At 43.2% G+C, this 15141-nt stretch carries 14 protein-coding genes and 1 riboswitch; of the genes, 11 read left to right on the top strand and 3 right to left on the bottom strand.

Going from position 1 to position 15141, the window contains the following annotated elements; translation table 11 throughout:
* Window positions 1-34 precede the first annotated feature (34 nt).
* The 5 genes from acsA (at window position 35) to CU633_RS13305 (ending at window position 5734) form a co-directional block, all read left to right on the top strand.
* Window positions 35-1747, top strand: coding sequence for an acetate--CoA ligase (gene acsA, locus CU633_RS13285; protein WP_101661081.1), 1713 nt, complete (start codon window positions 35-37; stop codon window positions 1745-1747).
* The gene (metX, locus tag CU633_RS13290; protein WP_257958738.1) at window positions 1725-2852 is read left to right on the top strand and encodes a homoserine O-acetyltransferase MetX; all 1128 of its coding nucleotides are present in this window, start codon (window positions 1725-1727) and stop codon (window positions 2850-2852) included. Before acsA ends, metX begins: the two co-directional genes overlap by 23 nt.
* Window positions 2825-4045 (top strand): homoserine dehydrogenase, encoded by a 1221-nt coding sequence (locus tag CU633_RS13295; RefSeq protein WP_101661082.1) that lies wholly within the window; start codon window positions 2825-2827, stop codon window positions 4043-4045. Before metX ends, CU633_RS13295 begins: the two co-directional genes overlap by 28 nt.
* 137 nt (window positions 4046-4182) lie before the next feature.
* On the top strand, window positions 4183-4782 hold the full coding sequence (locus tag CU633_RS13300) for a general stress protein (RefSeq protein ID WP_101661083.1): 600 nt from the start codon (window positions 4183-4185) through the stop codon (window positions 4780-4782).
* Between the two features lie 214 nt (window positions 4783-4996).
* On the top strand, window positions 4997-5734 hold the full coding sequence (locus CU633_RS13305) for a sirohydrochlorin chelatase (RefSeq protein ID WP_101661084.1): 738 nt from the start codon (window positions 4997-4999) through the stop codon (window positions 5732-5734).
* 117 nt (window positions 5735-5851) lie between these two features.
* Here CU633_RS13305 and CU633_RS22870 read toward each other — a convergent pair whose 3' ends face one another.
* Window positions 5852-5998 carry a hypothetical protein gene (locus CU633_RS22870; RefSeq protein ID WP_180954959.1) on the bottom strand — a complete coding sequence of 49 codons (147 nt, stop codon included), beginning with the start codon at window positions 5996-5998 and terminating at the stop codon, window positions 5852-5854.
* 66 nt (window positions 5999-6064) lie between these two features.
* Window positions 6065-7780 carry a M56 family metallopeptidase gene (locus CU633_RS13310; RefSeq protein ID WP_101661085.1) on the bottom strand — a complete coding sequence of 572 codons (1716 nt, stop codon included), beginning with the start codon at window positions 7778-7780 and terminating at the stop codon, window positions 6065-6067.
* Window positions 7781-8036: 256 nt separating this feature from the next.
* Between CU633_RS13310 and CU633_RS13315 the strand changes: the two genes are divergently transcribed.
* Together CU633_RS13315 and CU633_RS13320 are read left to right on the top strand one after the other, a co-directional pair.
* The gene (locus CU633_RS13315) at window positions 8037-8978 is read left to right on the top strand and encodes an ABC transporter ATP-binding protein (RefSeq protein ID WP_101661086.1); all 942 of its coding nucleotides are present in this window, start codon (window positions 8037-8039) and stop codon (window positions 8976-8978) included.
* A complete protein-coding gene (locus CU633_RS13320) occupies window positions 8975-9919 on the top strand; it encodes an ABC transporter permease (protein ID WP_101661087.1) in 945 nt (314 codons plus the stop codon). Before CU633_RS13315 ends, CU633_RS13320 begins: the two co-directional genes overlap by 4 nt.
* Window positions 9920-10025: 106 nt before the next feature.
* Here the strand turns inward: CU633_RS13320 and CU633_RS13325 are convergent, their stop codons facing one another.
* Window positions 10026-11240, bottom strand: coding sequence for an MFS transporter (locus CU633_RS13325; protein WP_101661088.1), 1215 nt, complete (start codon window positions 11238-11240; stop codon window positions 10026-10028).
* Window positions 11241-11567: 327 nt separating this feature from the next.
* Here CU633_RS13325 and CU633_RS13330 point away from each other — a divergent pair, with 327 nt between their 5' ends.
* From CU633_RS13330 to CU633_RS13340, 4 genes are all read left to right on the top strand, one after another.
* The gene (locus CU633_RS13330) at window positions 11568-12830 is read left to right on the top strand and encodes a S8 family peptidase (protein WP_101661089.1); all 1263 of its coding nucleotides are present in this window, start codon (window positions 11568-11570) and stop codon (window positions 12828-12830) included.
* 240 nt (window positions 12831-13070) lie between these two features.
* Window positions 13071-14291, top strand: a complete 1221-nt coding sequence (locus CU633_RS13335) for a helix-turn-helix transcriptional regulator (RefSeq protein ID WP_101661090.1) — start codon at window positions 13071-13073, stop codon at window positions 14289-14291.
* A gap of 14 nt (window positions 14292-14305) precedes the next feature.
* The gene (locus tag CU633_RS22875) at window positions 14306-14452 is read left to right on the top strand and encodes a hypothetical protein (protein WP_180954960.1); all 147 of its coding nucleotides are present in this window, start codon (window positions 14306-14308) and stop codon (window positions 14450-14452) included.
* 202 nt (window positions 14453-14654) lie between these two features.
* Window positions 14655-14737, top strand: a riboswitch (cyclic di-GMP riboswitch).
* 136 nt (window positions 14738-14873) lie between these two features.
* Window positions 14874-15125: a hypothetical protein gene (locus CU633_RS13340; RefSeq protein ID WP_257958743.1), complete on the top strand. Its 252-nt coding sequence runs from the start codon at window positions 14874-14876 to the stop codon at window positions 15123-15125.
* Window positions 15126-15141 lie beyond the last annotated feature (16 nt).

The raw sequence follows: 15141 nt of genomic DNA on the forward strand, positions 1-15141 counted from the left end.
GGCCATTCACAAGAACGAACAAAGGGGTTTGATTATGACTGTATTAACTAGACATCATTTACCTCCAAAAGAGGGGAATTATAATCTTCGAAATTATGATGAAGCATGTGCGACGTTTTCCTGGGAAGAAGCCGAAAAGGTGTTCAGCTGGAAAAAGACAGGCCGGATCAACATGGCTCACGAATGTATCGATAAGCATGTTGAGGAAGGGTACGGAAGCAAAACGGCAATCCATTATATTAATGGCGAAGAAGAATATAAATTAACCTTCAAGGAAGTAAAGGAAAAATCAGATCATCTTGCTTCTGTGTTAAGGGCACACGGCGTCAAAAAGGGAGATATTGTGTTTATTTTCCTGCCAAAGCATCCTGACTGCTATATTGCGATGATGGCGGTCATTAAACTGGGCGCGATTGCAGGCCCATTATTCGAAGCATTTATGGAAGAAGCGATCCGGGACCGGGTCGCAGATTGTGAAGGGCGATTCATGATTACCGATCATGTTCTTGGGAAAAGAATTCCGAAAAACGACCTGCCATCGCTTGAAAAAATATTTATTACTTCTTCTCCTGAGCATTGTGAAGCCGGTGAAATTTCACTGCCGGCAGAGCTGGCAGCTATTGAGCGAGAGTCTGATATTACAGAATGGGTTGATATGGAATCAGGTTTGAATATTCACTATACAAGCGGTTCGACCGGAAAGCCAAAAGGGGTTGTCCATGCCCACAGGGCGATGGTTCAGCAATACTTGACCGGCAAATGGGTGCTTGATTTGAAGAACGACGATGTTTACTGGTGTACTGCTCATCCCGGCTGGGTGACCGGGACCGTTTACGGCATTTTTGCCCCATGGCTAAACAGGGCAACATTGGTTGTTAATGGCGGCCGTTTTGATGCCTGCTCATGGTACAGGACGCTTGAAAAAACAAAAGTGACCGTCTGGTACAGCGCACCGACCGCATTCAGGATGCTGATGGCCGAAGGCAACGCTCTCCAAAAGGAATACGACCTCTCTTCGCTCCGGCATGTGTTGAGTGTAGGGGAACCCTTAAACCCTGAAGTCATTTATTGGGGCGAGGAAACGCTTGGCAAGCGAATCCACGATACGTGGTGGATGACCGAAACAGGCGCCCAGCTGATTGTGAATCTTCCATCGGAAGTCATTAAGCCCGGATCAATGGGCAGGCCTTTTCCAGGAATCCAGGTTGCCATTTTGGACGATGACGGGAATATCTTGCCGCACGGGGAAGTCGGCCATCTTGCAATCAAAGCCTCCTGGCCTGCGATCATGCGCGAAATTTGGAAAAATGAAGAGAAATATCAATCGTATTTCCCGTTCCCGGGCTGGTATTTATCCGGGGATCTGGCAATTTTAGATGAAGACGGCTATGTGTTTTTCCAGGGCAGAAGCGATGATATGATCAATTCTTCCGGAGAACGGATTGGCCCCTTTGAAGTAGAAAGCAAACTGATTGAACATCCTGCCGTGGCCGAAGCCGGCGTAATCGGAAAACCTGACGCATTGCGCGGTGAAATTGTAAAAGCATTTATCGTCCTCCGTAAAGGTTACAAGCCAAGTGACGAGCTTCTTGGAGATATCCGCCAATTTGTTAAAAAGAAGCTGGCTGCCCATGCAGCGCCGCGGGAAGTCGAATTCATAGATAAGCTTCCAAAAACAAAAATAAGCGGAAAAATTTTGCGAAGAGAGCTGAAGGCGCGTGAGCTTGAAAAGATCAATAAACGGTAAAAAACCCGGCTCCCTGCTCGTCGAGTATGGAAAAGTTAACATTGGCAGCTTCACGTTTGATTCAGGGGATCAGCTGCAAGAAGTGGAGCTTGCCTATGAACTGGCCGGTAAGCGAACCCGGCCTGTCGTCATTGTATGCCACGCTTTAACCGGAAATCAGAATACGGTTGGCACAAATGATCAGCCTGGCTGGTGGTCCGGCTTAATCGGACCCGGGCGGTACATCGATACGAACGAGTATATGGTGATCACTTTCAATGTTCTTGGAGGTTGCTCAGGCTCCACCGGGCCTGCCAGCATTAACCCGAAAACAGGAACCGCCTATAAGCAGGACTTTCCGGAAATCACAATCAGGGATATAGTCCGCGCCCAGCATCAAGCACTGCAAAAATTAGGCATTCATCAGGCGAAAGCGATTATTGGAGGCTCACTCGGCGGAATGCAGGTTTGGGAATGGGGAATTCTTTATCCGTCCTTTTCAGAGCTGTTAATTCCGCTTGCTGCCACGCCATTTTTAAGCGATTATGCGATTGCTTTTAATACAATTGGCAGAACCGCGATTATGGCAGACCCTGAATGGCGGGACGGCTATTATCCGGACGGAACAAAACTTATCGGTCTTGAGATTGCGAGAATGGTGGGCATGGTTACCTACCGGACCGGTCATTTGTTTAACAATAGGTTCCAAAGAGAGCAAAAGGAAAATGGTGCTGAATTCCAGGTTGAATCCTATTTGAAGTATCAGGGTGAAAAGCTGGCTCAGCGCTTTGATGCCAACAGTTATTTGCGCTTACTCGGTGCGATGGACCGGCATGATATCGGCTTTAGCCGTAAAAGCTGGCAGGAAGCATTAAAGCATGTCCAGGCTTCCGTCCTTTTGCTCGGATTTACGGGAGACCTCCTCTATCCGCCACATGCGATTAAGGAAGCGGCGGATTTCCTTCAAGAGCAAAATAAGGAGTCTCTATTTTTTGAGGTGAAAACGAATTTTGGTCATGATGGGTTTTTAACGGAGTTTTCCAACTGGGGCGGGCATATTAAAACGGCCCTCGACTACGGGATAAGAGGAGTGGACAAATGCAAACCCTTAACGTTGTATTATTAGGATACGGAACAGTCGGCAAAGGTGTTTATAACACGATTCATTACCATCAGGAGAGGCTCAAGAGCGTTCTCGGCAAAAAAGTGGAAATTAAGGCTGTTCTTGTTAAAAATATTGAAAAGCATAAGCTTCCAGACGCTTCTGTCATCCTGACAGACCGGTTTGAGGATATTGATCATGTTGGGAAGATCGACGTCGTGATTGATGCCATCACAGGTAAAGAGCCAGGCTTTCATTATTTGAAGCATTTTATTAAAAAGGGCTGCCACATTATTACCGCTAACAAGGAAATGTTCGCCCACCACGGAAGCGAACTTCTTGAGCTGGCGAACGAACAAGGAGTATCCATCGGCTATGAGGCGACGGTTGGCGGTGGGATTCCTGTTATTCAAACGTTAAGAAAACTGCTGAATGTCAACAGGATTGAAAAAATAGAAGGGATATTAAACGGGACTTCCAATTTCATTTTAACGACAATGAGAGAGGAAGGCCTTTCGTTTAAACAGGCTTTATTACTTGCCCAGCGAAATGGCTATGCAGAAGCCGACCCGACCAATGATATCGAAGGCTATGATGCCTTTTATAAAGCAGCCATCCTGAGCCAGCTCGTTTTTGGCGAGCAACCTGATTGGAACAAAACATCCAGGAAAGGTATTGCCGAGATTACGATTAAACAAATCAAGGCATATAAAGAACTGGGCTTTCGCTTTAAGCATGTCGCCTCCCTGGAAAAAACAGCCGGTGGTGTTCATTGTTCTGTGAAGCCTGTGCTTGTTACACGGGCACACCCATTGTACCAGGTGGAGGGCGTGCAAAATGCTGTTTCGATTGATGCTGATATTGTCGGAAATATCAGTCTCCTTGGTCCCGGCGCGGGAATGTACCCGACAGCAAGCGCGATCATTGAAGATCTGATTCATGTTGGCACAGATAATCAGGCCCCGCGTTCAGAAGCGTTTGATGGACTGCAGGAGGATTGCGAAAAAGAAGCATGGGTACTGTCTGGCCAGTTTGACAGGGGAGCTTTTTCAAAAGAGATTGAAGTCGTTGCCATACTTGATTCCGACAACTTCATTGTGAAAGCTGCAAAAAAAGATATCCAACTAACAGGCGTGACCTATTATCCGCTGCTTGGGGAATACAGTGAATATCATAGATCCAATAAAAAAGAACTGCCGTTGCCGGTATTGCGCTAACGGCAGTTCTTTTTTGCAGTTAAAGAAAATACAAAATCAAACAATCCAATTGGAAAGCAATGCTAGTTTTAACCTCCTTGAAGCGGGTATTTTTAATGGTGAACAGCTTTTCCAACCCAAAGGAGGAGGAATAGAATATGGCTGAGCAAGCAAAACATATTGTCGGAGTCTATGATACACATGAAGAAGCGATTCGTGCTGTTGAAGATTTGAAGATGCAAGGGTACCGGTCAGAAGAGATCTCGGTTATTGGCAGAAATGACGATGAAGTTGACGAAGTGACGGAAGCAACGGGCACAAAAGCAGATGAAGGTCTTGCCGCCGGAGCAGCTACCGGCGGAGCGCTTGGCGGCCTTGCCGGCCTGTTGGCAGGCGTCGGTGCATTGGCGATTCCGGGAGTTGGTCCAATTATCGCCGCAGGTCCAATTGCTGCTACTTTAACAGGAGCTGCGGTTGGAGCCGGGGCCGGCGGATTGACTGGTGCGCTGATCGGAATGGGGATTCCTGAAGATGAGGCTGGCCGCTATGAGTCTGAAGTAAAAGCAGGAAAAATTTTAGTGCTCGTTGATAGAGAATCTGCAAGGATGGGCAGAGCCGGATTCGATGAAGCCGATATGAGATCAATGGATGAGCCAGGGAGAATGGACAGAGATAATGCTTATTTAGCGAATAATGAACATCTCACATCCAACAACCCTGCTTCAGTCCGCCAGAGCTTTAATAGCAAAGACTTTTAAATAAAAGCGGATGTTTACAAACAATCAAAAGGGACCGTTCCATAAAGTGCTGGGGGACGGTCCTTTTTTCGACTAATTTGTGAAATGATTCACAAATTAGTGTGAGATGTGAGGAAACTCATATAAAATAGTAACAGGTCAATTTACAATGAAATAAATACGTCCTGCCAATAGATCAGATTAAACAACAACGGCCGGACAGAGGAGGAAAATCATGGACGCAGTTATTTTTGCTGGACACGGCAGTCGCACTGGGGCAGGTAACCTGGAGTTTATTGATTTTATCGAAATGGTAATGGAAAGTATGAATACGCCTATTAAAGCTTATTCATTTTATGAAAGGGCGGAGCCGTCCATCATGCAGGCAGTTGAAACCGTAGTAAGCCAGGGTGCAACAGAGGTGACGATCATTCCCGTCCTGCTTTTGCCAGGCATTCATGCCAACACGGGGATCCCGCAGGAAATAGAACGCGCAAGAGCCATTTATCCTGAGATTGTATTCAAATACGGAGACGCGATTGGCGTCGATCCGGTTATCATCGATATTTTGAAAGACCGTCTTGCCAGTAAACTGTATGCCCATGAAGGCAATGAAGCGGTTTTGCTTGTAAGCCATGGCAGTCCCGATCCTGTTGCAGCTATAGAAATGGAGGCGATTTCGTGTTTTCTTGGTGAGGAACTTGGAACGAAGTCGGTTGCCGGCTATTTGATTACTCCTCCGTATTTTCATGAAAAGCTGGCAGAGCTGCAGGAGCAATCATTTCAAAAAGTCTATATTATCCCTTATCTATTGTTTGCCGGCAGTTTTCAATCAGAAGTAGAAGAACGAATCGCAGCATTTGAACAGTTGAACAGCGGCATGGAATTTATCTTCTGCGACCCGATCGGCTATGATGAGCGGATCAAAAAACTTTTAATTCAGCGTGCGGAAGGCGCAAAGCAGCTGCAATAATCCAGTGATTAAAAAATAATAGGATACAGTTGGCGGGAACCGATCGAGAGGTTTCCGCTTTTTATTGTGGAAAAGAAGGCTGGACAAGTTTCAGCCTTCTTTTTTTGCAGCTAATGCTCATTTTTTCTGTGTTTTTCCAGGCAAGGGGTCGATCCGCTTCGAGTCCTCCGGGTTTAATGCACTTTTTAAAAAATAAACGAACGTTCCCCCAAATAAACCTAAACATATGATAAAACCAGCTGTGATCACCCACATTTCAGCCATATCAATACCTCCTTTTTAGAGGTATATGCATGGTGGGCATGGTTTTTAACCGATCATAAAAACGTCTTAAGGTATTATTGATTCCTTCCCCCTATCTTTCAACCAGCGCCACAGGACTTTCTTGCCCCATCCTGACTGGATCTCTTTTAGGATTTGTATTCTCCAATAAAGGGGAGGATGGGCCATAATTTGAAATTCGATGAGTCGCCAGAGTATCCCGTCGCGTTTTAGGCTTGATATAGGTTTGTCAGCGTCCTTCTTGGCGGCTATGCTGTATTCGATCTGTTTATTAGTTGCTTTGTCCTGCTCAGTGCCAAGTGCAGTCAGGCTTTCCGCCATTTGCTGCGCTCCCCCCTCCAAATAAGAAGCGCCTAAATGATCTGCTCGTACTTCCATCCACTGCGAACAAAAAGATTGATAGATTGGAAAAAGGAAAATAAGCAGCCAAATCAGAAAGAAAACCGCCAATCTATATTCATCGAGATTGGGTAGCTGTTCCCTGATAAACAGGATTACCATTAAAACTGCGGCCATGTAGGGCAGCCGCCAAAGTTGTCCCCATAACACGTCCCGTTTTTTAACATGAACCGCCTCATGGGCTAGTATGCCTTCAACGGCTGCAGCCGGAAGCTTCAAAGTTTCTGTCGTTAATGTAATCATCGAACGGCCGATATTCATTCCGGTTGCCATCCCGTTATATTCTGCTGACTCTGTTTCGTACACTCTTACATTCGAAATGCCCGCTTTTTGAAAAATTTTGCGCGCCGCTTCAGCTACTGCTGGATTAGTCGTTTCTTTTGCGTCCATGGCGGTTTTTAAAACCCGGTCAGAAATATATAAGTTAAAAATCCAAAAGACTAAGGTTGCTGTTACCATCAGCCATTCGGGAACATCCAAGTAATACATAATCAGCAACAATCCGGTATATGCCGAGATACCTTTTACGGTTATAGCAAAATATAGTTTGCCCGCTAATCGTTTTAAATTTTTATAATGATAAAAGGGTAAGACAGTAACCGTTTCGCTGATTTCTATTGGTTCTGCTTGTTTATTTTCAATCAATGTCTTCAAATATAATGAATTCTCTACAGTCAAATAAACAGTTTCCCCGGGGAAAGCAATGCGGATCACTTCTTTATCGCTTGTTGTAAAATCTGAATTCGAAGAAAACAGCGTAAACAACGGGTGCAGTTTTAATAGATCAACAGAGGATTCTAATTGAACACTCTTAACATCACGAAGAGGCAACTTTCTCGAGTCGGCCTGGGAGTGGATATAAAGTATATGTTCATTGCCACAATAATAAAGTTTCACGCTCTTATAAACAGCCAATCTTTTAATCATTTCTGTAATGACTGTTATCAAGCTGAATAAAATAAATATTTTCAATGGGCTCTCATCGGGGCCAAATATTAGAAACAATATAGCGCCTGCCAATACGGTTGAGGTAATCGCTAAATCGGCAAATATACGCCTGGAATTTCGGCTAAGTTTGATCTCAATAGGTTCCAGCCTGCTAATCTCGTTTTTGACTTCTTCATATTTATCCCGGCCTGATGTAAGTACCGTCGCTGCAAAATATCCGTTCGACATAAATGCAAGGTAAATGATGCTGTCAGGAAAAGAATGGCTAAAAAAAACATAACCGGCCGCTGAAATGATTGCTAAAATCTCTAAAATAATTCCAGTCCGTTTATGGAGCTTGCCGGCGTATAACCCGAAGAGCTGGATCAGTGCACCGATAATTATATAAATAGTAACTGTTTGGACATTTGGAAGCATAGTCTCACCTACCTATTAGATTATCTCACAACTGTTAGATCGGTAATATTAAGTTTTTTTTTAATATTATGAAATTCACCGGATCATGAGAGTAATTCATGGATTGGTAAGATATCAACGTAAAACGACATTGAAAAAAGAGTAAATTTACAAAATTAATGAAATTTTAATAGAAATTCTACACATTTTGCAACTTTTTTCCACGATAATCGTATAACATTAGAGAAGTTCATTTAAACAGAAAAGAGGGGAAAGTATGGCACAGTATGCACTGGAGGTGCAATCGTTAACAAAAAAAATCGGGAAAAAGACGATTGTTGACGATGTCAGCTTTAGCATTGAAAAAGGAGAAATATTTGGCCTGTTAGGCCCAAATGGAGCTGGTAAAACAACGATCATCCGGATGATTGTGAGTCTGATCAACCGGACAGGCGGACATGTTATTGTTAACGGACATAATCTTGATGACGCCTTTAAGGAAACGATGAGTGAGATTGGCGCTATTGTTGAGAATCCAGAATTCTATAAATATATGAGCGGCTATAAAAATCTCATTCACTATGCGAGAATGGCCACAAAGGAAATACCTGAATCAAGACTTGACGAAGTCATCGAATTAGTCGGTTTGAAAAATGCAATCCATAATAAAGTGAAAACATATTCGCTCGGCATGAGGCAACGGCTGGGGGTGGCACAGGCGCTTTTACATAATCCGTCGTTGCTGGTATTGGATGAACCGACAAATGGTCTTGATCCCCAAGGAATCCGCGAATTCAGGGACTATCTCCATTCATTGGCGAGCCAGGGAATTTCAGTGCTGGTGTCATCGCATTTACTTTCAGAAATGCAGCTGATGTGCAACCGCTTTGCGATCATCGATAAAGGAAAGCTTACGCATATTTCAACGATGAATGACAGCGTTGAAGGATCTGAACAATTATTGCGCGATGTGATCTTTGAGGTTGATCATGTTGAAAAAGCGGTTGAGCTGTTAAAGAGTAATGGATTTATCAATGATGTTAAGGCATCGAAAGGGCAGGAATTCACAATTGCCATAAAGCGAGAAACGATCGCCAGGGCGAATCAAATGCTCGTTCAGCATAATATTGATGTTTATGGAATCAGCAGTGTCAAGGCAACTCTTGAAGATCGCTTTTTAGAATTAACCAACAAGGACCAAAAGGAGTATAGCTTATGATCAATTTAATACGCAATGAGCTGATGAAAATTTTTCAGAAAAAAGCCAGCTGGATTTATATGATCATTATCGTATTAGCCGTTTTGATTGGCGGCATCGTCTACCAAAGAATCAATGGGGAGCAAAACGAAAACTGGCGTGAAGAAATGCAAATGCAAAATGAGCAGCTCCAGAAGGATATGGAGGGGCTGTCTGAAGGAGAAAAACAGTGGGCCCAGCAGCAAATCGACCAAAACCAGAAGTACTTAAACGAGGACATCAATCCAAATGAAAAAAATAATTGGCACTTTATGAATGATGTCGTCATAGGAGTCGGTTCTCTCGTAACGCTGTTTGTTGTCATTGTCTGCAGCGCCAATGTATCAGCGGAATTCTCTGATGGGACGATTAAACAGCTGCTAATCCGCCCGCACCGAAGATGGGCCATTTTATTATCAAAGTATATTGCCGTGATTATTTATGCCGTTTTAATGCTGCTGACCCTGATTGTTTCAGGATATTTAATCGGATTCATTTTATTTGGAAATGGTGCATTTGATGCAAAAATTTTCGAAATGGGCCTTGAAGGGCAACAGGAAGCTGTGGTAGGAACACAATACTTGCTCAAAACGCTCTACTTTTTACCTGGCTTATTGGTGATCATGACGATCGCCTTTATGCTGTCGACATTGTTTAAAAGCCAGGCACTCGCAGTCGGCATCGGAATTTTTGTGTTGTTCTTTTCTTCATCGATCGGTGGGATCCTGATCGTTCTTGCCGGAAAATATGAATGGGTCAAATTCTTGATCTTCCCGCATTTGGATTTAACGATATACACCCTTCAGGATACGATTTTGGACAATATCACACTGCCAATATCACTGGCAATTCTCGCCGTTTATTACGTGATTTTCTTGGTGATCACATTTGCCTTTTTCCAGAAACGGGATATAAGTATATAACCATATAGTAAAAGCCGGCTCCTGATTTTGGGCCGGTTTTTACTATCATAGTGAAAGGCCAAATCACACACGATTTGGCCTTCATTTTGAAACTCTATAAAGTTCTTTATTCCCTGACTGGCTCCGGATGTGCCAGACCCCGGCTGCGGTCCTTCCAGCTTAACAGCATGAAAAAGCTCATCAACAGGATGATCGCTCCTGCCACATAAGGATAGTCGATATTGACATCAAACAAAATCCCGGCAAGAGCAGGGCCAAGCATATTTCCGATACTCATATACATATTGTTCATCCCGGCCACAAAGCCTTGTTCGTTTCCGGCCATTTTCGACAGCAATGTATTCAGGGCAGGCCGGACGAGCGATGTGGCTGTGAAGAATATGAGAGTGACAGCCAATATAGACCAGAAAGAACCAGCAAACAGAAGCAACAGCATGGACACCGCGGAGATCAGGAATGTCCAGTACATGACGTTCCTTTCGCCAAACCTGGTCAGCATAATATCAACAAATACAGATTGGATAATAACACCTATTAATGCCCCGATCGTAATGATGATTGAAATATCTTTAGGGGTAAACCCGAATTTATCATCAACATAAAGCCCGAAAATTGCTTCAAAGTTGGCAAGTCCGAATGTCATCGTAAAAATCAGGATGAGCAGCATAAAATAAGGTGCTTTAAACGATTTTCTCAGTTGTTTAAGCATGCTCTCTTTTTCGCGAACCGCAGATCTGGCCTTTTGCTGTTCTTCAATTGGCAATGTTTCCGGTAAAAAGAACAGCGATAAAACAGTCGCAATGCCGGCAATAACGGTTGCTGTATAAAAAGGAACTCTTATGCCAATTTCAGCAAGGAACCCGCCAATTCCGGGGCCAATGACAAATCCCAGTGACATGCAGGCACCGAGTAAACCCATCCCTTTTCCCCGTTCTCTTTCTGTTGTGATGTCGGCTACGTACGCCATCATCGGCGGAACCATAAAGGCAGCTCCTACACCGCCAAGAAGCCTCGAGACAAACAGCATCCAAATCTCTGTACCGACTGCAAAAATCAGCTGTGAAATCGTGAAGGCAGCAAGTCCGACGATGATCGGAAGTCTCCGTCCGTATTTATCCGACATTTCCCCGGCTAACGGAGAGAACAGGAATTGGGTTAATGCAAAAACGGCAACCAAATAACCCATAGCCTGGCCGCCGACACCAAATTCATCAAGAAACATTGGCAATACAGGGATGATTAACCCGATACCAACCATGGCGATAAACATATTAATCATTAAAAGCGCCAGCGGTGTCCGATTTTCTTTTAACGATGACATCTATTTCCCCCTTTTCAATGTTGATTCATTTATTTTTTGTTATCGAAACAAAAAAATCCAATTATTAATTTAACGATGACCAGACAGTCACATCAAACAATTTTACTATGCCTGATTGCATTTTTCAAGAAGATTTTGATTGGAAGACCGCTTCGAATTGTTCTGACGTCCGATTAGATTAAGGAAATATTTAGAAAATACTCGGTTCGACAAAAATTTTCCCAACTTTTAATGAGTAAAAATAGGTTGATTTATTCAGAATATTTTAAATATACTTAAATCGCAGCAACAAAATGCTGCCATTAAAATTCGAGAGGAGTATTCGGTATGAAAAAAAGAAGAATTCTAGGCTCGGCATTTTTAAGTTTAGCGATGGGTTTTTCAATGTTTTCATCGGCGGCTTTAGGACAAGCTACAGAAAAAGCAGAAAGCCAGCAATCTTATCGAGTTTTAATTCATGCTCCTGCCGCCCAAAAAGCCCGGGTTAATCAAATGAAAGAGAAACACGGTGCACGGTGGGATTTTGGCGGCGAGGGCTTTACAACTACTGTAAATGCCCAGCAATATCAAGCATTGCAAAAAATTAAGAACTTAAAAGTTGAGCTTGTCCCGGAAGTCGAAGTTCAGGCTACTGCACCGATCAAAGCAGCAGCAACAGTGCCAAGCGACCAGACACCTTGGGGAATTCAAGCAATCTATAACGACAGCGCCATCCAGAGAACAAGCGGCGGAAATGGAATCAAAGTGGCGGTTCTTGATACAGGTGTTAATCGAAACCATATTGATTTGGTCCAAAACGTTGAGCAATGTAAAGATTTCACGCAGACTTCACCATTAGTAAATGGAAGCTGTACAGACCGGAATGGCCATGGTACACATGTCGCCGGAACAGCACTGGCAAACGGAGGAAGTGACGGGCTTGGCATTTACGGTGTCGCGCCGGAGGCCGAGCTTTGGGCATATAAAGTGCTTTCCGACAGCGGTTCAGGATACTCTGATGACATAGCCGCAGCGATTCGCCATGTTGCAGATGAAGCAGCCCGGACAGGCTCAAAGGCAGTGATCAACATGTCACTTGGTTCAAGCGTTAAAGATACACTTATTGCAAATGCAGTTGATTATGCATACAGCAAAGGTGTCCTTATTGTTGCTGCTGCAGGGAACTCCGGTCCGGGCAGCAATACAATCGGTTACCCGGGCGCACTCGTAAACGCGGTTGCAGTTGCTGCTCTTGAAAATGTCCAGCAGAATGGCACTTACCGTGTTGCCAACTTCTCATCCCGCGGGAACCCGAACACAGATGGAGACTATGTCATTCAGGAACGTGATGTTGAAATTTCATCACCGGGAAGCGGCATCGAATCTACCTGGTATGATGGCAACTATAATACAATCAGCGGAACTTCAATGGCGACACCGCATGTCGCCGGACTTGCAGCGAAAATCTGGTCTGCCAGCCCAACCTTAAGCAATGTCCAGCTTCGTGCCCAGTTGCAAAACCGCGCCAAGCAGTACGACATTAAAGGCGGAACCGGCGCCACCACAGGTGATGACTATGCATCGGGATTTGGATTTGCACGGGTGAGATAACAAAAAAATAAGCTGGTCCTGCTTTTGCAGGATTACTGGCTCCACATTAAATTTACGATAAAAAACGCCTGGATACTCTGCTATCCGGGCGTTTTTTTATGGTGTTATCAACGATGCGGTATTCGGCTATTCTTTAAATCGGTAATTTTTCCACTTTTTTAGTGAAAATTTTGAAAATTTTGTTATAATTCATATTAATAATAATAAAAGAAATGATCACAATGAAAAGGTGGTGGCTGGATGGAATACGGGCCTTTGATTAAATTTTACCGTACGCAAAAAAAGCTGACGCTCAAGGATCTTGCCAAAGGAATTTGTTCTGTTTCGCATCTAAGCAAAATTGAACATAATTCTAAAGATGCGAACACGGAAACAATTATGCTGCTGTTAAACAGATTAAATATTAGCATCGAAGAAATATGTGAGCAGGAAGAGTTAATCGGTACCCTCCTGAATGAACTTAAGGATAAAATTGATTTTTATCTTAAAGACGATGCCCAGAAGCTTTTTGAACAGCTCTCCGGTCTGGAAAATATCATTCCTTTTTCGTCATACTTATATAAGTATGAGCTTATTAAATACAGATACCAACTATTTCAGCGATTCCTCGCGGAAGCAGAGCAGCAGCGTGAAATGTTAAAGAAACAAACAAAAAATTTTTCCCAATATGAGAGCTATTTATATCAAAGCTATAATGCGTTATTGTTAATTTTAAAGGGGCAGTTTAAGAAAGCAGATGAGGCATTTGACCAGCTGTTTACAGACGCGAATCCCGAGGCTGCCACAGGTGAACTTCTATACCACCGGGCACTCGTAAAAAGCTCGCTGGAGCAATCGAGCTATGCGATCCATTATGGCAAGCAGGCACTGCAACAATTCATGAACCAGCATAATTTTAAAAGGATTCTTCATTCGTTAATGCTGCTTGGCATCAATTATACGCATTCAAAAATCTATGAAGAGGCATTATGCTGCTTCAAGCATCTGATTCGGAATGCCGAAATATTGAATGACCAGCAGCTTCTTTCGCAGATCTATCATAATATGGGGTTTCTCCAGCGGAAAATGGGCAACTTGGTGGAAGCCTTAAATTATTATAAAAAAAGCTTATCTCTCCAGCATAAACAATCCAGCCATTACTTGATCACTTTGTATTCAGTCGGGGAAATTTATTTCTCTTTAATAGAGATGGAGAAAGCACGCCTTGTGTTTGATGAGCTGTCGCAGATGTCGACCCATTTAGGTATGAAAAAGTATCAGATACTGGCACGATATTATTTAACTGCGATTGATTCGAAGGAAAAATCGATCGAATATTTAGAAACCAGAGTAATTCCATACTTAGAACAGAGCAGCGAACATCTGGATGATCTGAGCCATTTTTACCATCTGCTTTCCGTGCATTACCGAGAAATCGGCATGCACAAAAAAGCTGTTAAATATTTAGAAAAAACCAGTTAAGGGGGAAAAAGTGAATGAAAAAAATGTTGGTTACTGTTTATTCTGTTGGATTATTTTCTTTGTTGAGTCTAGGTGTAGTCAGTTTAAGTGAAACCCAATTGTCACAGGCTTCTGCTGAAGAGCCGGCAGGACATCCAATTCAGCCGCCTGCCATGAAGTAATAATAGGTGTATGCCCTGGAAAAACAGCCTGAAGCGAATGCTTTAAGGCTGTTTTTTTTGCGTGCGGGTTTTCTTTTCGTAAAAAAGCTACTTTATTGCTATCAAAAATCTAGTAAAATATGACTAAATTTGAGCGAAAATGTAAAAAAATTGCCGAAAAAGATTGAAAAAAGGCATAATTGGTTTTAGTATAAAAGTAATGGAATGTTAAAGGCAAACTTATTGAAAAATAAGGACGCAAAGCCGCGAGTCTAAGGCGTAAGCTATGATAGTCGGGTTGCCAAAAAGGAACGGGTATTGCTGCTGATGTTAAAGGATTGTTTCCTTTAATAAAAGCGTCCACCATCTTTTTTGGATGGTTTTTTTTGTTCGCCCATCTTGCGGCGGCACCAACGGTAATGAATTTATAAGGAAGGCGGAGATGAAGTTGACTGTTTTGTTCGGTACGGTTGAATATTTTGAAAGAGAGCTGCTTGAATACACAGCGGTAAAAAGCTTGCAAGAAATGGGCAAGGACTATATTTCTGCAGCTTATTCAAGGCTGGAAGACGAGCTATTAAACGATTTTATCTGTGACGATAAGGTCAAGGCCGAATGTTTGCGAAATTTGTCGGTGGCAAAGGACAGATTGGAAGACAAAATTTTTCAAACACCAATCAAGAAGATTGTGTGAATATGACGCACTGCAC

The sequence above is a fragment of the Bacillus sp. V3-13 genome (assembly GCF_002860165.1).
Taxonomy (GTDB): domain Bacteria; phylum Bacillota; class Bacilli; order Bacillales; family Cytobacillaceae; genus Bacillus_BJ.